The organism is Pseudomonas baltica, assembly GCF_031880315.1.
Lineage (GTDB): Bacteria > Pseudomonadota > Gammaproteobacteria > Pseudomonadales > Pseudomonadaceae > Aquipseudomonas.
Genome location: NZ_CP134771.1, coordinates 4,287,928 through 4,307,500, shown reverse-complemented (window position 1 = coordinate 4,307,500; position 19,573 = coordinate 4,287,928). Strand labels below are relative to the sequence as shown.

Sequence of the window (19,573 nt, the reverse complement as noted above, 5' to 3'; positions counted from 1 at the left end):
GCTGCAGAGCCTGCACAGCAAGCTCAGCGACCTCGAAACCATCCGCCTGAACCGCGCCGCCACCGGTTTCGCCTTCGAGCGCGAAACCAACAAGCCGGTCATGCGCGAAGCCTATGCTCACGGCGTCATCACCAGCAACCTCTCGGTCGCGGCGCAACGCGCTGGTCTGTCGCATAAGCAGGTCACCGACCTGGCCGGCATCTTCGGCTACGACATCGACTTCGCCCAGGACATCCGGCACGGCGACGAATTCGAGGTCATCTACGAGCAGCGCGTGCTCAAGGGCAACGTCATCGGCACCGGCAATATCCTGTCCGCCCGCTTCGTCTCCCGCGGCAAGACGTACACGGCCGTGCGCTACACCAGCAAACAAGGGACCACCAACTATTACACCGCGTCCGGTGACAGCATGCGCAAAGCGTTCGTACGTTCCCCCGTGGACTTTGCTCGCATCAGCTCGCGTTTCTCGGGTGGGCGAAAGCATCCGATCCTCAACAAGATCCGTGCGCACCAGGGCGTCGACTATGCTGCGCCAAGGGGCACCCCGATCAAGGCCACCGGCGACGGCAAGATCTTCATGGCTGGGCGCAAGGGCGGCTACGGCAACGTGGTGATCATCCAGCACGGCAAGACCTACCGCACCCTGTATGGGCATATGCAAGGTTTCGCCAAGGGCATCCGCGCAGGCGTCCCGGTCCGGCAGGGCCAGGTCATCGGCTATATCGGCACCACCGGGCTGTCTACCGGCCCACATGTGCACTACGAGTTCCAGGTCAATGGCGTGCATGTCGACCCGCTGGGTCAGAAGCTGCCGATGGCCGACCCGATTGCCAAATCCGAGCGAGGGCGTTTCATGCAGCAAAGCCAACCCCTGATGGCCCGCATGGAGCAGGAAAAAGCTACCATGCTGGCCTCGAAGCGCTAAGCCATGGCGCTCTATATCGGCCTCATGTCCGGCACCAGCCTTGATGGACTGGACATCGCCCTGATCGAGCAAGGGCAGGCTACGCGCCTGCTTGCCAGCCATTATGTGCCGATGCCCGACGATCTGCGGCGCACTTTGCTGGCCTTGTGCAGCAGCGGTCCGGATGAAATCGCCCGTGCCGCCCTCGCGGAAAACCAATGGGTCCGCCTGGCGGCTGAAGGCATCAAGCAACTGCTGCAAGATCAGCAACTCGATGCCTCGGCGATACGCGCGATCGGCAGTCACGGGCAGACCGTGCGGCACGAACCTGCCCGCGGCTTCACCTTGCAGATCGGTAATCCGGCGTTATTGGCCGAGCTCAGCGGCATCAGCGTCGTCAGTGATTTTCGTCGTCGTGACGTCGCCGCTGGCGGTCAGGGCGCGCCCTTGGTTCCAGCCTTCCACGAAGCACTGTTCGGTGGTCAAGGGCAGCGCCTGGCAGTGCTCAATATCGGCGGTTTCAGCAACTTGAGCCTGATCGAGGTCGACCAGCCCGTCGCTGGCTTCGACTGCGGGCCGGGCAATGTGCTACTCGATACCTGGATTCAGGCGTGCAAAGGCGACAGTTACGACAAGGATGGGGCCTGGGCCGCCAGCGGCCAAGTGAATCCCTTGCTGTTGATGACACTGCTGAGCGATTCGTTTTTTGCCGGCACCGGCCCGAAAAGTACCGGTAGGGAAGTCTTCAACCTGACCTGGCTGCAGCAGCAGTTGGCCACGCTGCCGCCTTGCCCCGAAGCTGACGTGCAGGCGACGCTCCTGGAGCTGACCGCACGCACCATCGTCGAGTCCCTGAAAAAAGCCCAGCCGACGACCGATGCACTGCTGGTCTGCGGCGGCGGCGCTCACAACGGTGCCTTGATGGCCCGAATTGCCGCGCTGCTGCCCAGCACGGTCGTCGCCAGCACCGCGGCCAAGGGCGTCGATCCGGATTGGGTCGAGGCCACCGCCTTCGCGTGGCTGGCCCATTGCTGCCTGGAGGGTATTCCAGGCAACCGACCCAGCGTTACGGGTGCTAAAGGGCTGCGTATCCTGGGCGCCATCTACCCGGCCTGAAAGCCATCCTGATAAACGCCAGACAGCAAAACGCCGCGCATCTGCGCGGCGTTTTGCATTGTCTCGGGTGAAATCAGATCGAGAACGACTGACCGCAACCGCAGGTGGTGGACGCATTCGGGTTGTTGATGACGAAACGCGAGCCCTCAAGACCTTCCTGGTAGTCCACTTCGGCCCCCGCAAGATACTGAAAGCTCATCGGATCGACCACCAGACTCACGCCTTCGCGCTCGACGATGGTGTCGTCATCGGCCACATCTTCATCGAAGGTGAAGCCATATTGAAAGCCCGAACAGCCGCCGCCGGTCACGAACACGCGCAACTTCAGGCGGTCGTTACCCTCTTCGTCGACCAGGTTCTTGACCTTGTTCGCAGCACCGTAGGTGAACTGCAAAGCCGTTGGGGTAAAGGTTTCGACGCTCATGCTGACTCTCTCCCGGCGCTAGGCCGTCATAATGCGTAATGACACCATTATCCGCTTCTCCGACAAAATTGGTCAACAATTGTGCTGAGCTGCGTGATGAGAGGCCATGAACACCGCAATCGAGAGGCAAGCACCCTCATTAACTTGTATTACGGCAGCATGCCCGCATGGGCAAGACCCAGGCGCTCATCCAGGCCGAACAGGATGTTCAGGCATTGCACGGCCTGACCGGAAGCGCCCTTGGTGAGGTTGTCGATGACCGAAAGCACCACTACCAGGTCGCCACCCTGAGGGCGGTGCACGGCAATACGGCAGACATTGGCACCGCGTACGCTGCGGGTTTCCGGATGGCTGCCGGCCGGCATGACATCGACGAAAGGCTCATCGGCATAGCGCTTTTCGAACAGCTTCTGCAAATCCACCGAGCGATCGGTGACCGTGGCGTACAAGGTCGAGTGAATGCCACGGATCATCGGCGTCAGGTGCGGGACGAATGTCAGGTTGACGTCGCCACCCGCCGCGCGACGCAGGCCTTGAGTGATCTCGGGCAGATGGCGATGGCCTTTGACGGCGTAGGCCTTCATGCTCTCGCCCGCTTCGCAGAACAACGAGCCCACCGCCGCACCACGGCCAGCACCGCTGACACCCGACTTGCAGTCGGCAATCAGGCGACTGTTATCGGCGAGGCCGGCTTCTAGCAGCGGCAGGAAACCCAACTGGGTCGCCGTCGGATAGCAACCCGGAACTGCGATCAAGCGCGCCTGGCTGATGGCTTCACGATTGACTTCCGGCAAGCCGTAGACCGCCTCCTTGAGCAATTGCGGCGCGCCATGGGGTTGGCCGTACCACTTGGCCCATTCGTCGGCGTCCTGCAGGCGGAAGTCCGCCGACAGGTCGATCACCTTGGTACCGGCATCGAGCAATTCACCGGCCAGCGAGTGGGCGACGCCATGGGGCGTAGCGAAGAACACGACGTCGCAGGCACCGAGCGTCTGCACGTCAGGCACGCTGAAGGCCAGGCCGTCATAGTGGCCGCGCAGATTGGGGTAAAGGTCGGCAACGGGCAGGCCGGCTTCCGATCGCGAGGTGATCACGACCACTTCAGCCTGGGGATGCTGCGCCAGCAGACGCAGCAGTTCGACACCGGTGTAACCCGTGCCGCCGACGATACCGACCTTGACCATAAAACCGCCCCTCACTTAACGAACAGACTGGAAAGCCCCCGATAATAGAAGGCAACGCTTTCAGTAACAACCGTGCTGATGACGGAATACCCCGCTTGCTACTACTATCGGATCACCGTGAACCTGGAAATTATTAGAAATGCTCTATTTATGGATCAAAGCCCTGCACATCGTCAGCATCGTCTGCTGGTTTGCCGCGCTGTTCTACCTGCCCCGCCTGTTCGTCTACCACGCGCAAAGCGAAGACACCGTCAGCCGCGAGCGCTTCATCATCATGGAACGCAAGCTCTACCGTGGCATCATGGGCCCCTCGATGATCGCCAGCCTCGTGTTCGGCATCTGGCTCATCTACCTCAACCCTGGCTGGCTGCATCAGGGCTGGCTGCACGCCAAGCTGCTGCTGGTCTTCCTGCTGATCGGCTACCACCATATGTGCGGCGCCCAGCTCAAGCGCTTCGCCCGGGGCGAGAACACCCGTAGCCACACGTTCTATCGCTGGTTCAACGAGGTGCCGGTGGTGTTCCTGCTGTTGATCGTCATCCTGGTCGTCGTCAAACCCTTCTGATTGCCCTCTCCTTAACAAGGACGTCGTAATGGCCGTACCGCAGTACAAGATCACCTTTGACGGGCAACTGTTGCCTGGTATCGACAAGCCCACCGCGGTGCGCAACCTGGCGACGCTGTTCGAGGCCAGCGAGCATGCCGTCGAGCGATTGTTCGAAGGCCGCAAGTTGGCGCTCAAGCGCCATCTGCTGCTCGAAGACACGCACAAGTTCGTGCCGATGCTGGAGAAGGCCGGTATTCGGACTCACCTGGAAGACGACACGCCGTTCGATCCTGCCGGATCGGAAACGCTTGCGGGTGGCGCGACCTATGACGATATCGAGTATTCGCCGTGGGCTGCGCCAAGGTCGGGTGAGGAAGTCTACGACCCAATCGTTACAGGCCCACGAAAAGCCCTCTCGCTGGAGGGGCGACTTGGCAGGATCAATTACGCGGCATGGTCGCTATTGATTCTGATCGTCGGCGGCCTGGTCGTAAAAGCGGTCGCTCCGATGGTCGAGTATCTTGTCGGGCCAAGCGTGTCATTGCTGATCATGTCCCTGTGCTATCTAGCCGCGTCCGTCGTGATAGGAGTAAGGCGCCTGCACGATATCAACTGGTCAGGCTGGTTGATCCTGCTGTCTGCGGTGCCCTATGCGGGCCCCATATTCGGGCTGGTCATGCTGTTCAAACCAGGGACCCCGGGCAATAACAGGTTCGGCCCCCAACCCCGCCCGCCCACCCTGCTGGCCAAACTCTTCGTTGGCATCGGCTGCATTTTGGTCATTGTCGCGATCGCTGTGGTCGCATGGTACATAGGCACAATCGGGGCGACCGCCCACCAGCCCTCTTCTTGATATCGGCACTGACGGTCCTACGCGGTAAACTGCAGCATCGATACACCTGTGCGCTCCATTCCCGATCGCACAGTGCCGCACGGAGAACCGCATGACCCGTTACACCCTGATCACCGGCGCCTCCAGCGGCCTGGGCCTGGCATTGGCCGAAGCCCTGGCGCGTCGCGGTCGTCATTTGCTTCTGGTGGCTCGCCAGCGCGAACCGCTGGAGGCCATCGCGCTGGAGCTCACTCAGCGCTTTGGCGTCGAAGTGCTGTTTCGCGCCTGTGACCTGGGCGAGCCGTTACGTTTGTCCGGCTTCTTGCTGGAACTTGAAGAAAGCGACCGACGTATCGATCTGCTGATCAACTGCGCCGGCATTCGCTCTTACGGTTCCTTCCTGGCCCAGGACTGGGGCGTCGAGCAAGACCTTATCGAGCTCAACGTGCTGGCCCTTACCCGCCTCTGCCACGTGCTGGGCAACGCCATGGCGGTGCAAGGCGGCGGGCAGATCCTCAACGTCGCTTCCCTGGCCGCATTCCAGCCCGGCCCGTGGATGGCCAGTTACAGTGCCAGCAAGGCCTACGTCATGCATTTATCCGAAGCGCTGCGCGAAGAGCTCAAACGCAGTGGCGTCAAGGTCTCGGTGCTATGCCCCGGCCCGGTACGTTCGCCGTTGCGCAATATTCCACGCCTGACAGGCTCGAGCCGAGTTCTGAGCCCTGAAGAAGTCGCGCTGTACACCGTCCGCGCGCTGGACCGCAACCGCGCGATCATCATACCGGGCCGGCGCAACCGCTGGCTGGTACGCGCTGTGCGCTTGGGTTCTCGCTGGTTGGTCCGCAAGATCAGTGGCTACATCAATACCGCCTACTGCCCACGCTGATACACTGCAGTAATTGCACAGATGCCCGCCCGACAGGATCGGGCCGAACTTTCAGTCTGGAGAAACCGCTGTGGAAACTCTGTTCACCAAGATCATCAACCGGGAGATCCCGGCCAAGATCATCTACGAGGACGATCAGGTCCTGGCCTTCCACGACATCGCGCCGCAAGCCCCCGTGCATTTCCTGGTCATTCCGAAAAAGGCCATCCGCACGCTCAACGACCTGACCGAAGACGACAAAGGCCTGGCCGGGCACATCCTGCTGACTGCCCAGCGCCTGGCACTCGAGCTGGGTTGCGAGGAAGGCTTTCGCGTGGTGATGAACTGCAATGAACTCGGCGGCCAGACCGTCTATCACATTCATATGCACGTGCTCGGTCAGCGCCAGATGAACTGGCCACCGGGCTGAGCCCCCTTTGTGGGAGCGGGCTCTGCCCGCGGATCTGCTAACGTTTCTGCCCGTTTCACTCGGAGGAGCCCATGGCTACCGAACGTCAATACTCGCCCATCGACCGTCTGTTGCTGCAGGCCGACACTGCCATGCGCACCCTATTGCCCTTCAGCGGCCAGCCGTCGCGCCCGTCGCCTGCCATCGTCAAGCCCGACGCTGCGCTGGACGAGACCGAGTCCCGGCATATCGCCGGCCTGATGCGCATCAACCACACCGGCGAAGTCTGCGCCCAAGGCCTGTATCAGGGCCAGGCGCTTACCGCCAAGCTGCCAGCAGTGCGCAAGGCCATGGAGCACTCGGCCGAGGAAGAAGTCGACCATTTGGCCTGGTGCGAACAACGTATTCGCCAGCTAGGTAGTCGCCCAAGCGTACTGAATCCGCTGTTCTACGGGATGTCGTTCGGTATGGGCGCCGCCGCAGGCTTGATCAGCGACAAGGTCAGCCTGGGATTCGTCGCCGCCACCGAGCATCAGGTGTGCAAGCACCTGGACGAGCATCTACAGGAGCTGCCCGAAGTCGATCAGAAATCCCGCGCGATTCTCGAGCAGATGCGCATCGATGAGGCCGAACATGCCGAGTCGGCGCTGGGCGCAGGGGGATTGCGCTTCCCGGGGCCGGTCAAGCTGGGCATGAGTTTGTTGGCCAAGGTGATGACCAAGACGACCTACCGAGTCTGATTTTGCGCCAGGAATACCGACCTCTTCGCGGCAAGCCGTGCTCCTGCAGTTCATACACCTGTAGGAGCAAGGCTTGCCCGCGAAGAGGCCAGTAAGATCACCATCAACAAGGGGATAGACGCCCTTACTCACCCAACTCGACGATCTCATAGTCGTGAGTAATCTCCACCCCCGCTGCACCGAGCATGATCGACGCCGAGCAATACTTCTCGGCCGACAACTCCACCGCCCGCTTGACCTGAGCTTCCTTCAACCCGCGCCCCTTGACCACGAAGTGCATGGTGATCCTGGTGAATACCTTGGGATCGACCGGTGCGCGCTCGGCATCCAGAAACACTTCACAGCTTTCGATCGGCTGACGAGATTTTTTCAGGATACTGACCACATCAAAGTTGCTGCAGCCACCCAAGCCGATCAGCAGCATCTCCATGGGCCGCACACCCAGGTTGCGACCACCGCTTTCTGGCGGGCCGTCCATTATTACGACATGACCGCTTCCCGACTCGCCCAGAAACATGGCTTCACCGGCCCACTGGATACGTGCTTTCATCACCCGGACTCCACTGTTGAAAAAAATGGCAGCCAGCTTAGCACAGCGCCTGATTTTCACTGTCTGTGTTGATTAGTTCGGCGCCGGAACAGGATTCATATCGAAGCAGTAAATATAAGGATACAAATATTCATGTCTGATAAGCTGACGCCAAATTGATGGCACCTTAGTACCTACTCATTCGGCGCGTCCCTTTTCGAATCCGGAATATCCCTATGGCAGTCGCTTGCGCGGTAAAGATCCAGAATATCGAGAATCTGCTGACTCACTGCCATCGCCGGCGTTTTGCCGCCAAGAGCAACATCATTTGCGCGGGTGAGCAGTCGCAAACGCTCTCGTTTATCGTCAAGGGCTCGGTGACCATTTTGATCGAGGACGATGACGGTCGTGAGATGATCATCGCCTACCTCAATCCTGGGGATTTCTTCGGCGAACTGGGATTGTTCGAGCCGGCGGAAGCCGAGCGCGAACGCAGCGCCTGGGTGCGGGCCAAGACCGAGTGCGAGGTCGCAGAGCTGAGCTACGAGAAATTCCGCGAACTCGCGCAGCAGAATCCCGACTACCTCTACGCGCTGGGCAGCCAGATGGCGCAACGATTGCGCAATACCACCCGCAAGGTGGGTGATCTGGCGTTTTTCGATGTGACCGGTCGCGTCGCCCGCTGCCTGCTGGAGTTATGCAAGCAACCCGATGCCATGACCCACCCCGACGGCATGCAGATAAAAATCACTCGCCAGGAAATCGGCCGGATCGTCGGTTGCTCGCGGGAAATGGTCGGGCGGGTGCTTAAAGACCTCGAAGAGCAGAGTCTGGTCAGCGTCAAAGGCAAAACGATGGTGGTGTTCGGCACCCGCTAGTCTTTATTGGCGATTTCTACCAGAGTCGCCTGATAGACCTGCCTCAGGCGTTCGAACAGCTCTTCAGCGGCGAACCGCTCGTGCAAGGCGATATGGCTGTCGGCCCGACAAACCTGAGGCACGCCGCAGCGCTGGTTGAAACGATTGACGGCACCGACCATGGATTCACGCTCGTTATCCATGAGCATGGCGCCATGCACCAACACCACCGGGCGCGTACCACTCAGCCCTTGGCGCCAGCGTTGCGCCGTGCCCACCCACTTGCGGCCATCCAGATTGACGTTGAAGCGGCCATCACAGAAGGCACCTTCGATCTCACCCAGCGACGATTCACCGCCATAGGCATCGAGCGCCGCGCTGAGTGGATCGCACAAACGCCGATAGGCAATTTCCAGACGATTCTGATCACCTTCGCTACGGGGGGCGGCATAGACCAGCGCCACATTGACCGTGGCTGGCGATTGCGGCACCGGCTCGCCGCCGGTTTCGCGCAGCAGTACTGGCCAGCCGGAGGCAGCCAGCTCGCCACAGGCGGCATCGAAATGTTCAAGACGATTCAGGCGCCGCGGCATGACCAAGGCGCGATCCGTTGGCTGCCAGAACAGTAACCCATGGGGCTGGCGCCCGGCACAGACGGCGGCCAGCAGGTCCTGCTCAGCCTGAAGGCCGGCAGCAGTGGTGAGGCGTTGCACAGTGTCCATGCCGTATCGACTCTTGAAGCGAGAGGGCTTGCACCCGATTCGGTAAAACTGATGCGCCGCGATGCAGGGGCATCTTCCGGGGGCAAGCCCCCTCTCTGCAGGGTCAGTCCAGTGTCGGGACGCTGTTCTGAATCACCCGCTCAGGGAAGAACAAACGCTGCAACTCCTGCCCCGGGCTCTCGGCACGCATGAATGCCTCCCCCACCAGAAATGCGTACACGTCGCTGATTTCCATCAACTCGACGTCCGCACGGTTAAGGATGCCGCTCTCAGTCACCACCAAGCGATCACGGGGAATCCGCGGCAGCAGATCCAGCGTGTTCTCCAGGCTGACTTCGAAGGTATGCAGGTTGCGATTATTGATGCCCAACAGTGGCGTATCGAGGACTTTCAAGGCCCGATCCAGTTCGTGTCCGTCGTGCACCTCGACCAGCACATCCAGGCCGACGCCCTTGGCGACGCTGGCCAATTCAGCCATTTTCACGTCATCCAACGCGGCGACGATCAGCAATATGCAATCTGCCCCCAATGCCCGCGCCTCGACGACCTGATAGGGGTCGATCATGAAATCCTTGCGGATCACCGGCAACGTGCAGGCTGCGCGGGCTTGCTGCAGAAAGGCATCGGCGCCCTGGAAGTAATCGACATCGGTAAGCACCGACAGGCAGGTGGCGCCGCCCTTTTGGTAGCTGCGCGCGATATCGGCCGGCACGAAGTTCTCGCGGATCACGCCCTTGCTCGGCGAGGCTTTCTTGATTTCGGCAATGACCGCCGGCTGCTTGCGCTTGGCCTGCTCGATCAGCGCCTTGGCGAAGCCCCGAGGGGCATCGGCCTGAGCGGCCAGACGTTCGACCTCGGCGAAGCTCACTCGCGCCAGGCGCTCGGCAACTTCCTCGGCCTTGCGCGCCAGAATGTTTTCCAGAACCGTCGGTACACTCATCCTTCATTCTCCTGCTTGAATACCGCGGTAAAGGCACCCAGCTCTTCGAGCTTCTCCCGGGCCAGGCCGGTGTGCAATGCATCATGGGCCAAGGCCACGCCCTCTTTCAACGAACGGGCGTGATCGGCAGCATACAAGGCCGCGCCGGCGTTGAGTACGATCATCTCGGCGGCCTTTTGCCCGTTTTCGGTCTTGCGCTTGCCCAGGGCATCCCGGATCAGCTCCAGCGATTGCGCCGGGCTGTCCACCACCAGGCCATACAGGCTCTGGCTCTTGATGCCCAGGTCTTCGGGCTGCACGGTATATTCGGTCACCACGCCGTTCTTGAGTTCCGCGACATGGGTGGCGGCCGCCAGGCTGAACTCATCCATGCCGTCCTTGGAATGCACCACCAGCACGTGCTTGCTGCCCAGGCGCAACAGCACCTCGGCCAGCGGCCGACACAGGGCCTCGCTGAACACACCGACCACCTGGTGCTCGACACCCGCAGGGTTGGTCAGCGGGCCAAGCATGTTGAAAATGGTCCGCAGGCCGAGTTCCTTGCGCGGGCCGGCGGCGTGCTTCATCGCACCGTGATGGGCCTGGGCGAACATGAAGCCGATGCCGACGCTGTCGATGCAGCGCGCCACTTGCACCGGCGTCAGATTCAGATATACCCCGGCCGCTTCCAGCAAATCGGCACTGCCGCTCTTGCCCGATACCGCGCGGTTGCCATGCTTGGCCACGGTGCAACCCGCCGCCGCAACGACGAATGCCGAGGCAGTGGACACGTTGAAAATGTTGGCGCCATCACCGCCGGTGCCGACGATGTCCACCACACCGGCCAAGCTCTTGAGCTCGACCTTGCCGGCCAGCTCGCGCATGGCCGATACCGCGCCGACGATTTCATCGATGCTCTCGCTCTTCATGCGCAGGCCCATGAGGAAGGCGCCGATCTGTGCGTCGGTGCACTGGCCGGTCATGATCTCGCGCATCACGTCGCGCATTTCATCCGTGCTCAGGTCAAGGTTGCTGACCACTCGGTTCAAGGCCGTTTTGATATCCATGCTGATTCCTTAGCCCTGACGGACGCCGCCGGTCTGCTTGAGAAAATTGGCGAACAATTCGTGACCCTGCTCGGTGAGGATCGACTCGGGGTGAAATTGCACACCTTCGACATTGAGGGTCTTGTGGCGCAGGCCCATGATTTCGTCGACGCTACCGTCGTCGTGCTGGGTCCAGGCCGTCACTTCCAGGCAATCGGGCAATGTCTCGTGCTTGACCACCAACGAATGGTAGCGAGTCACCGTGAGCGGATTGTTGAGACCGGCGAACACACCCTGGTCACGGTGGAACACCGGGCTGGTCTTGCCGTGCATCACCTGACGCGCGCGCACCACATCACCGCCGTAGGCCTGGCCAATGGACTGGTGGCCCAGGCAAACACCGAGAATCGGCAGCTTGCCGGCGAAATGCAGGATGGCCGGGATCGAGATACCCGCTTCGGTCGGCGTGCACGGGCCCGGCGACACGACGATACGCTCCGGCGCCATGGCTTCGATATCGGCCAGCGTCAGTTCGTCATTGCGGACCACCTTGACCTCGGCGCCCAGCTCTCCCAGGTACTGCACGACGTTGTAAGTGAAAGAGTCGTAGTTATCGATCATCAAAAGCATGCTGCACCCAATCTACTGATGTTATGAGCGTTCGAGCGCGACATGGGCACTCGACGTGCGTCTGCATTAATCCGAATACGGGACGTGAGTACTTCCCGCCAGGGACTGCGTGCCGGCGGTGGGCAGAAAAGAGGGTGTATCGCTGGCATCGGGCAATCTCCTGAGGGTTGGAGCCGCCGTGCCGGGGGAGTTATCTGAAACCTGAACCTTGCTCACCCGTGACGGCGGCAAGTGCGCTTTCAAGGCGCAACGACATGCCGCTTCCTATTGGAAGCGCCACCACTGCTGAGTGAGGGTCGTTGCGTTGCACATAACGTGAAGCTACCGGTTTGTGGTGAAGCGTCAGGCGGGCATGGTACCGATCGGGCGGTAACAGAGGCTCAATTGCGGCCGAGTATAGCGTGGCGGCGACGAGCCTGTCGATACGGCGATTGGGCACCGGTTCGGCTCTCCCAGGGCAATGTTTCCCAATCGTTTCTTACCCGTTGCGCTTGTTACCTTCCCAGCGCGACAGAGGAACAGCCTCTTGCCGGGCTCACGGATGAGCACTGCCATAACAAAAACAACAGGACCGCCCCTATGCTCATGTCACGCTTGTCAGCCACGACTTGCACCTTCGCCATCGCTCTTGTCTGTTCATCCGACAGCCTGGGCGCGCCCTATTCATCCCTGCATGTATTCGGCGACAGCCTGAGCGATGCCGGACATTTCGCCGACCCGGATGCTTCGCCTGGCAGCCACCTGCGCTTTACCAACCGCATCGGCCCCACCTATCAGCCAGGCGAGCCCTTCGCTCCAGTCGCGCCGATGCTGCTGGGCCGCCGGCTGGGCATTGCCGAGGCCAGCCTTGGCCCGGCGGTGCACGCCGACCAACCGGCCGGCGGCAACAACCATGCGATTGGTGGATGGCGCACTGACCAGATCCTGCAAACTATCACCGGCACACCGGACACCCCCGGTTATCTGAGCAACGGCCAGCGTGCCGATCCCGAGGCCCTCTATTACCTCACCGGCGGTGGCAACGACTTCATCCAAGGCAAAGTGATTGGCGTGGCGCAAGCCCAGGCGGCGGCCGATCGACTGCTCGCCAGTGTGGCGGCCCTGCAACAGGCGGGTGCCCGCACGATAATGGTGTGGATGCTCCCCGATCTCGGCAATACGCCAAGCGTCTACCCCATCGGCCTGGGTAATTTTCTGACGCCCTGGTCCGCCGCCTTCAACCAGCAATTACTCGACGGCCTCAAAGGTATCGACGCCCAGGTCATCCCACTGAATATTCCCGGCCTGTTCGGGGAAGTGCTAGCGGCCCCGGTACAGTTCGGGCTGGTACCCGGCAAAGGTGCTGTGACCACCTGCTTCAATGGCCAGCTGTGCGATGAACACCCCCAATACGGTATCAACAGCGCCACCCCCGACCCGAGCAAGTTGCTGTTCAACGACGCCGCCCACCCCACCACGGCCGGCCACCGCCTGATCGCCGATTATGCGTGGTCGCTGCTTGCCGCACCGTGGGAAATCACCCTGCTGCCGGAGATGGCCCATGGCAGCCTGCGTGCTCATCAGGACGAACTGCGCAGCCAATGGCAGACCCCCTGGCAGCCCGTCGGGGAATGGCAAGTGCTGCTGGCGGCCAACGATCAATCCATCCGCCATGATGCGCAAAGCACCTCAGCGCAGGGCAAAGGGCACGCGCAGCAATTGCTGGTCGGCACCAGCTATCGCCCGAGCGAGCATTGGCGGCTGGGGATCGCCAACGGTTTCGAGCATCAGCAATTGGAAGCGGGGAGCGCCGATTCTCGTTACCGGATGGACAGCTATATGCTCAGTGCCTTCAGCCAATACCGGGGCAATCATGCCTGGGCCGACCTGACCCTCAGCGGCGGGCTGACCCGTTTCGACAATCAGCGACGCTTCGCGCTGGGCATTCAGACCCGCACTGAACGGGGCGAAACCCAGGGCTCTGCCGTGGCTGCGGGCGGGCGCCTGGGTTTCGATCTGGCGCGCCCCGACAGCGCCTGGCACTTGTCGCCGTTCGTCAGCGCTCACTATGGGCGCGCTACCGTCGAGGGTTACCGGGAAAAAGGTGATCGCACCACGGCGTTGACCTTCGCCGATCAACAACGCCACTCTCGGCGCCTGGGTGTCGGCCTGCAAGGGACGCTGCCACTTGCCAAGCGTCTGTCGTTGCATGGCGAGGTCAGCCATGAACGCGAGTTCGATAATCAGCGACAGGCACTGACCATCAGCCAGAACACGCTGTCGGGGCTGGATTTCACGCTGCCGGGTTATCAAGTGCCAGGCAGCCACCATCGTGCGAGCCTGGGGCTGCGGCTGCAATTGGCGCAGGATTGGTCGTTGCAGATGGCGTATAGCTGGCAGAAAAGCGCGGGGGTTGTGCAGCAAGGGGCTGGAGCGGGGTTGAACATCACGTTCTAGAGCCACCGCCCCTCTGTGTGAGCGGGCTCTGCCGCGAAGCGCTTGAAGCCTTTAAAAACTTCGCGGACAGATCCCGTTCCGCAGCTATCAGCTATCAGTCAGCCGAAACAGGCTGCTCCGCCAACGCCACCGCCTTGAACATGGCGCGGCGCTTGTTGATGGTTTCTTCCCACTCCAGCGCCGGCACCGAGTCGGCCACGATACCGCCGCCCGCCTGCACATGCAGCTCGCCGTTCTTGATCACCGCGGTACGGATGGCGATGGCCGTGTCCATATTGCCGTTCCAGGCAAAATACCCCACTGCCCCGCCATACACGCCACGCTTGACCGGCTCCAGCTCGTCGATGATTTCCATCGCGCGAATCTTCGGTGCGCCCGACAAGGTGCCCGCCGGCAGAATCGCCCGCAACGCATCCATCGCCGTCAGGCCTTCCTTCAAATGCCCGGTGACGTTGGACACAATGTGCATCACGTTGGAATAGCGCTCGATGACCATCTTCTCGGTCAACTTCACCGAGCCCACCTCGGACACCCGACCGGTGTCGTTGCGCCCCAGGTCGATCAACATCAAGTGCTCGGCGATCTCCTTGTCATCGCTCAACAGATCGACCGCCAGCGCTTCATCGGCCTCCTCGGTGGCGCCGCGTGGGCGCGTACCGGCGATGGGCCGCACGGTGATGAGATTATCCTCGACCCGCACCAGCACCTCGGGCGAGCTGCCGACCACGTGGAAATCGCCAAAATTGAAGAAGAACATATACGGCGTCGGGTTGAAGCAGCGCAGCGCGCGATACAAGTCGATCGGCGCCGACTTGAAATCGATGGTCATGCGTTGCGACGGCACCACCTGCATGCAGTCGCCCGCCAGGATGTATTCCTTGATGGTGTCGACGGCGCGCTCATAGTCGGCCTGGGTGAAGCTTGAGCGGAACACCGGTTCGGCACCCTGCTCGCGGCTGAAATCCAGCCCCCGACGGGGCGTGATCGGCTCGCGCAGCTTGGCCATCAGCGTATCGAGCTGAGCCTGGCCAGCGGCGAATGCATCAGGCTGCTCGGGATCGGCCAACACGATCGCATGCATCTTGCCGGCCAGATTGTCGAACACCACCACCGCATCGGAAACCATCAACAGGATGTCCGGCACGCCCAGCGGATCAGGATTGGGGCACTTGCCCAGGCGTTTTTCGACATAGCGCACGCAGTCATAACCGAAGTACCCCACCAGACCGCCATTGAAGCGCGGCAGACCGGCGATCGTCGGCACCTGGTAACGGGCCTTGAAGGTTTCGACGAACGCCAGTGGATCCTCGACCTCGTGACGCTCGATCTCTTCGCCATCGAGCGTGATGCGTACCGTGTGGTCATGCACACGCAACACGGTACGGCACGGCAAGCCGATGATCGAATAGCGCCCCCATTTTTCGCCACCTTGCACGGATTCGAGCAGGTAGGAGTTGGGGGCGTCGGCCAGTTTCAGGTAGATCGACAGCGGCGTGTCGAAGTCGGCCAGGGTTTCGCGAGCGAGCGGGATACGGTTGTAGCCGGCATCAGCCAAGCGCAGGAATTCTTCGCGGATCATGAGCAGCCTCGTGGCATGAGGGGAAAACGGTCAGGTAGGCAAACGAACCGGCAGCGCCGGCGGCAAAAGTCAGGCGCGCCAACGCCAGCGGGCCAGGGCCTTGATGACTTTCATCCAGAGTTTGCGAGTGACCACCACGATGGAATCTCTTTGCGGGGAGGAGTCGATTGCGGCCAACGTTAGCGCACCGCTTCCCGGTAAGCAACCGGGGATCAATGCGCGCAGGTCATCGATGACCAGCGTCGGCGATTCTTCACTGATCGGCCGACCGTGATTGTAGCCGTAGCTCATGGCCACGCAAGCCACGCCAGCCGCCTTGGCCGCCAGCACGTCACTGCGCGAGTCGCCGACGAACAGCGCATGCCGGGGTCGCGCATTGGCCATTTTCATGACGAACAGCAAGGCGGCCGGATCAGGCTTTTGTTGCGGGAGGGTATCGCCGCCAATGATCCATTTGAAAAAACGCCCCAGGCCCAGCTCATCCAGCAGCGGCGCGACGAACTGCTCCGGCTTGTTGGTGATCAGGGCCATTTTCACGCGCTTTTTATGCAGCCACTTGAGGGTCTCGACCACGCCCGGATACAGCGTGGTCAGCGCGTGACTGTCGCCGTAGTGAGCCATGAACAATTCAAGCGCCCGAGCGGCCTCGGCATCATCGATGTGGTCATGTTCCAGACCGCCCGCCAGGGCGCGGCGTACCAGCACCTTGGCGCCGTTGCCGATCCAGATGCGTACCGCTTCAATGCCTGCGGGTTCCCGGCCCAGTTCGGTCAGCATCTTGTCCACGGCGACCGCAAGGTCCGGCACCGAATCGACCAAGGTGCCGTCGAGGTCGAACATCACCACCCGCGGCAAATGCTCCGGGAACAGCTGGGCCAGGTTGCTCATGAGCGCGCCAGCGCGAGCTCGGCATGCATTTTGGCGATGGTGTCTTTGTAATCGGGGGAGTTGAAGATCGCCGAGCCGGCGACAAAGGTGTCGGCACCGGCCTCGGCGATTTCGCGAATATTGTGCAAATTGACGCCGCCGTCGATTTCAAGGCGAATATCGCGGCCACTGCCATCGATCAAGGCGCGGGCCTCGCGCAGTTTTTGCAGGGTGCCAGGGATGAATTTCTGCCCGCCGAAGCCCGGGTTGACGCTCATCAGCAAGATCATGTCGACCTTGTCCATGACGTATTCGAGCAAATTGAGCGGCGTGGCCGGGTTGAACACCAGCCCGGCCTTGCAACCGCCTTCGCGGATCAACTGCAGGGAGCGGTCGATGTGCTGGGTGGCTTCGGGATGGAAGGTGATGTAGGTGGCGCCGGCCTCGATGAAATCGCCGATGATGCGATCGACCGGGCTGACCATCAGGTGCACATCGATAGGTGCCTTGATGCCATATTTGCGCAGCGCCGCACAGACCATCGGGCCGATGGTGAGGTTGGGCACGTAGTGGTTGTCCATCACATCGAAGTGGACGAAATCACCGCCTGCGGCAATGACGTTGTCGACTTCTTCGCCCAGGCGGGCGAAATCTGCGGAGAGAATGGAAGGAGCAATTGCGTAGGGCTGCATGGCGCACCTGTAGGGCTGAAATCACGGTGGCGCGCATTGTAGCCCAGGACAGAGGGTGACGGGCAGGTGCGGGTTTTCGGGTGTGTCAGTGCGGGCCCCTTCGCGGGCAAGCCTGGCTCCCACAATGGTGCGGTGTACGCCTGTGGGAGCAAGGCTTGCCCGCGAAAGCGATCCAATAGCCGCCACCGATCAAGCAGCGGTACGCATCTTCTCCCCACGCCCACGCAGCCATTCCAGCACCAGCAACAAAATCACCGAAAACACGATCAGCAACGTCGCCGCCGCCGCAATCGTCGGGCTGAGGTTTTCGCGGATACCGCTGAACATCTGCCGCGGCAAGGTCGCCTGCTCGGGCCCAGCCAGGAACAGCGTGACCACCACTTCATCGAAGGACGTAGCAAACGCGAACAACGCGCCGGAAATTACCCCAGGAGCGATCATCGGCAGCGTCACTCGACGAAAGGCGGTCAGCGGCGAAGCACCGAGGCTTGCGGCGGCCCGCACCAGATTGTGATTGAAACCCTGCAGCGTCGCCGACACCGTAATGATCACGAACGGCACGCCCAGCACCGCATGAACGATGATCAGCGAGAAGAAACTGTTGCCCAGGCCCAACGGCGCGAAAAACAGATAGCTCGCCACCCCGATGATCACCACCGGCACCACCATCGGTGAGATCACCAACGCCATCACCAGCGACTTGCCGGGAAAATCCCCACGGGTCAGGCCGATCGCCGCCAGGGTGCCGAAGATCATCGCCAGCACCGTGGCCGCCGGGGCAACGATGATGCTGTTGCGCAGCGCGCGCATCCACTCGGCCGAGCCGAAGAAGTCCTGATACCAGTGCAGCGAAAATCCCTGCAGCGGATAGACCAGAAAGCTGCCGGAGTTGAACGACAACGGGATGATCACCAGCACCGGCAGGATCAGGAACAGCAGCACCAATCCACAGAGGATGCGCAAACCGTAAAACCACGCCCGCTCGATGGGCGACATGTAGGGGGTCAGCATTTCTTATCTCCTCAGCTCAGGCGCAGGCGGCTGGCACCGACCAGGCGGCTATAGATCAGGTACAGCACCACCGTGGCCAGCAGCAGCAAGCCGCCCAATGCCGTGGCCATGCCCCAGTTGATGCTGGTGTTGGTATAGAAGGCCACGAAGTAGCTGACCATCTGATCGTTCGGGCTGCCCAGCAATGCCGGGGTGATGTAGTAGCCGATCGCCAGAATGAACACCAACAGGCAACCCGCGCCGACGCCTGCGTAGGTCTGCGGAAAATACACCCGCCAGAAACTCGCGAACGGATGGCAGCCCAGCGAAATCGCCGCACGCATGTAGGTGGGCGAAATGCCCTTCATCACGCTGTAGATCGGCAGGATCATGAACGGCAGCAGGATGTGTACCATCGAGATGTACACGCCCACGCGGTTGAAGACCAGTTCCAGCGGCTTGTCGATGATGCCCATGGCCATCAACGCGCTGTTGATCAGCCCACCCGACTGCAGTAGCACGATCCACGCCGCCACCCGCACCAGGATCGAAGTCCAGAACGGCAACAGCACCATGATCATCAACAGGTTGCTCTGCCGGGTCGGCAGATTGGCCAGCAGGTAAGCCAGCGGATAGGCCAGCGCCAGGCAGATGGCGGTGATCACTAGGCCCATCCAGAAGGTGCGGGCGAAGATATCCAGGTAGATCGCCTGATCCGGGGTGGCGGGCGCCAGCTCGCCGAGATCGTCGATCCGGTGATCCACCGCCGCCAGCAGATAATAGGGCGTGACGCTGCTGGTGTTACGGCGGATCACTTGCCAGTACGCCGGATCGCCCCAACGTTCGTCGAGACCCTCCAGCGCTTCTTTATAAGAGCCAGGGGCGGCCTCGAAAGGCAGCGCCTTGGCGGTTTTCATCAGCAGGCTGCGGTAGCCCGCCGATTCCATGTTCAAGCGCTTGGACAGATCGCCCAATTGCTGATTCTTGCGCGCATCGGCCAGGTCCTCGCTCAACGCCTTGAAGGTCATCTCTTCCGGCAGGCCCTTGCCATCCCACGCGGTCATGGCAGCGACCGTGCGCGGCAGCGTGCCGACCACTTCCGGATTGCCGACGCTCTTATAGAGCAAGGCCACGATAGGCACCAGGAACACCAGCAGCAAGAACAGCACCAACGGCGCGATCAACGCCTGGGCCTTCCAGCGGTTGAGCCGCTCGGCGCGGGCCAGCCGTTGCTTCAGTGTGGGGCCGGTGACCGGGGTCAGGGGCACTGCGATGGCCATAACGT

General features: G+C 61.4%; 21 protein-coding genes (1 of these 21 cut by a window edge). 9 read left to right on the top strand and 12 right to left on the bottom strand.

The genetic code is table 11. The features are described from left to right. Window positions 1-925, top strand: partial view of a peptidoglycan DD-metalloendopeptidase family protein gene (locus tag REH34_RS19215; RefSeq protein WP_311968820.1) — the 3' portion only. The gene continues 551 nt to the left of window position 1, outside the view; 925 of the gene's 1,476 nt are visible here — the last part of the coding sequence; its start codon lies beyond the left edge, outside the window; the stop codon is at window positions 923-925. 3 nt (window positions 926-928) lie between these two features. After that, complete coding sequence (locus REH34_RS19210) at window positions 929-2,020, top strand: anhydro-N-acetylmuramic acid kinase (RefSeq protein ID WP_311968819.1); 1,092 nt, start codon at window positions 929-931, stop codon at window positions 2,018-2,020. Between the two features lie 73 nt (window positions 2,021-2,093). Here the strand turns inward: REH34_RS19210 and erpA are convergent, their stop codons facing one another. Continuing rightward, entirely contained in the window at window positions 2,094-2,444 is a 351-nt protein-coding gene (gene erpA / locus REH34_RS19205) for an iron-sulfur cluster insertion protein ErpA (protein ID WP_226504435.1), read from the bottom strand. Window positions 2,445-2,593: 149 nt separating this feature from the next. After that, window positions 2,594-3,628 (bottom strand): N-acetyl-gamma-glutamyl-phosphate reductase, encoded by a 1,035-nt coding sequence (argC, locus tag REH34_RS19200; RefSeq protein WP_311968818.1) that lies wholly within the window; start codon window positions 3,626-3,628, stop codon window positions 2,594-2,596. A 139-nt stretch (window positions 3,629-3,767) separates the two neighbouring features. Between argC and hemJ the strand changes: the two genes are divergently transcribed. The 5 genes from hemJ (at window position 3,768) to coq7 (ending at window position 7,021) form a co-directional block, all read left to right on the top strand. Then, window positions 3,768-4,193 (top strand): protoporphyrinogen oxidase HemJ, encoded by a 426-nt coding sequence (hemJ, locus tag REH34_RS19195; RefSeq protein ID WP_226504433.1) that lies wholly within the window; start codon window positions 3,768-3,770, stop codon window positions 4,191-4,193. A 28-nt stretch (window positions 4,194-4,221) separates the two neighbouring features. Further along, a complete protein-coding gene (locus REH34_RS19190) occupies window positions 4,222-5,028 on the top strand; it encodes a DUF805 domain-containing protein (RefSeq protein WP_226504432.1) in 807 nt (268 codons plus the stop codon). Between the two features lie 91 nt (window positions 5,029-5,119). Further along, window positions 5,120-5,893: an SDR family oxidoreductase gene (locus REH34_RS19185; RefSeq protein ID WP_311968817.1), complete on the top strand. Its 774-nt coding sequence runs from the start codon at window positions 5,120-5,122 to the stop codon at window positions 5,891-5,893. Between the two features lie 70 nt (window positions 5,894-5,963). After that, window positions 5,964-6,302 carry a histidine triad nucleotide-binding protein gene (locus REH34_RS19180; RefSeq protein WP_226504430.1) on the top strand — a complete coding sequence of 113 codons (339 nt, stop codon included), beginning with the start codon at window positions 5,964-5,966 and terminating at the stop codon, window positions 6,300-6,302. 71 nt (window positions 6,303-6,373) lie between these two features. Then, entirely contained in the window at window positions 6,374-7,021 is a 648-nt protein-coding gene (gene coq7 / locus REH34_RS19175; RefSeq protein WP_311968816.1) for a 2-polyprenyl-3-methyl-6-methoxy-1,4-benzoquinone monooxygenase, read from the top strand. 124 nt (window positions 7,022-7,145) lie between these two features. Here coq7 and REH34_RS19170 read toward each other — a convergent pair whose 3' ends face one another. Beyond that, the gene (locus REH34_RS19170; RefSeq protein ID WP_311968815.1) at window positions 7,146-7,571 is read right to left on the bottom strand and encodes an OsmC family protein; all 426 of its coding nucleotides are present in this window, start codon (window positions 7,569-7,571) and stop codon (window positions 7,146-7,148) included. Between the two features lie 215 nt (window positions 7,572-7,786). On the opposite strand from REH34_RS19170, the gene crp reads away from it, so the two are divergent. Continuing rightward, window positions 7,787-8,428 (top strand): cAMP-activated global transcriptional regulator CRP, encoded by a 642-nt coding sequence (gene crp, locus REH34_RS19165; protein ID WP_311968814.1) that lies wholly within the window; start codon window positions 7,787-7,789, stop codon window positions 8,426-8,428. Here the strand turns inward: crp and REH34_RS19160 are convergent. From REH34_RS19160 to REH34_RS19145, 4 genes are all read right to left on the bottom strand, one after another. Continuing rightward, entirely contained in the window at window positions 8,425-9,129 is a 705-nt protein-coding gene (locus REH34_RS19160) for a lipoyl protein ligase domain-containing protein (protein WP_311968813.1), read from the bottom strand. The genes crp and REH34_RS19160 overlap by 4 nt on opposite strands. A 103-nt stretch (window positions 9,130-9,232) precedes the next feature. Then, window positions 9,233-10,069, bottom strand: coding sequence for an indole-3-glycerol phosphate synthase TrpC (gene trpC, locus REH34_RS19155; RefSeq protein ID WP_311968812.1), 837 nt, complete (start codon window positions 10,067-10,069; stop codon window positions 9,233-9,235). Then, on the bottom strand, window positions 10,066-11,115 hold the full coding sequence (gene trpD, locus REH34_RS19150) for an anthranilate phosphoribosyltransferase (RefSeq protein WP_226504424.1): 1,050 nt from the start codon (window positions 11,113-11,115) through the stop codon (window positions 10,066-10,068). Before trpD ends, trpC begins: the two co-directional genes overlap by 4 nt. Window positions 11,116-11,124: 9 nt before the next feature. Next, complete coding sequence (locus REH34_RS19145) at window positions 11,125-11,724, bottom strand: aminodeoxychorismate/anthranilate synthase component II (protein ID WP_311968811.1); 600 nt, start codon at window positions 11,722-11,724, stop codon at window positions 11,125-11,127. Window positions 11,725-12,303: 579 nt separating this feature from the next. Between REH34_RS19145 and REH34_RS19140 the strand changes: the two genes are divergently transcribed. Next, on the top strand, window positions 12,304-14,160 hold the full coding sequence (locus REH34_RS19140) for an autotransporter domain-containing protein (RefSeq protein WP_409373151.1): 1,857 nt from the start codon (window positions 12,304-12,306) through the stop codon (window positions 14,158-14,160). Between the two features lie 94 nt (window positions 14,161-14,254). On the opposite strand, the gene trpE is transcribed toward REH34_RS19140, so the two are convergent. From trpE to REH34_RS19115, 5 genes are all read right to left on the bottom strand, one after another. Then, window positions 14,255-15,739 carry an anthranilate synthase component I gene (gene trpE / locus REH34_RS19135; RefSeq protein WP_226504422.1) on the bottom strand — a complete coding sequence of 495 codons (1,485 nt, stop codon included), beginning with the start codon at window positions 15,737-15,739 and terminating at the stop codon, window positions 14,255-14,257. Window positions 15,740-15,808: 69 nt separating this feature from the next. Then, window positions 15,809-16,627 (bottom strand): phosphoglycolate phosphatase, encoded by an 819-nt coding sequence (locus REH34_RS19130; RefSeq protein WP_311968810.1) that lies wholly within the window; start codon window positions 16,625-16,627, stop codon window positions 15,809-15,811. Further along, window positions 16,624-17,298, bottom strand: coding sequence for a ribulose-phosphate 3-epimerase (rpe, locus tag REH34_RS19125; RefSeq protein ID WP_226504420.1), 675 nt, complete (start codon window positions 17,296-17,298; stop codon window positions 16,624-16,626). Before rpe ends, REH34_RS19130 begins: the two co-directional genes overlap by 4 nt. A gap of 189 nt (window positions 17,299-17,487) precedes the next feature. Beyond that, window positions 17,488-18,309, bottom strand: coding sequence for an ABC transporter permease (locus REH34_RS19120; protein WP_226504419.1), 822 nt, complete (start codon window positions 18,307-18,309; stop codon window positions 17,488-17,490). An 11-nt stretch (window positions 18,310-18,320) separates the two neighbouring features. Further along, on the bottom strand, window positions 18,321-19,568 hold the full coding sequence (locus REH34_RS19115) for an ABC transporter permease (RefSeq protein ID WP_311968809.1): 1,248 nt from the start codon (window positions 19,566-19,568) through the stop codon (window positions 18,321-18,323). Between the last annotated feature and the right edge of the window lie 5 nt (window positions 19,569-19,573).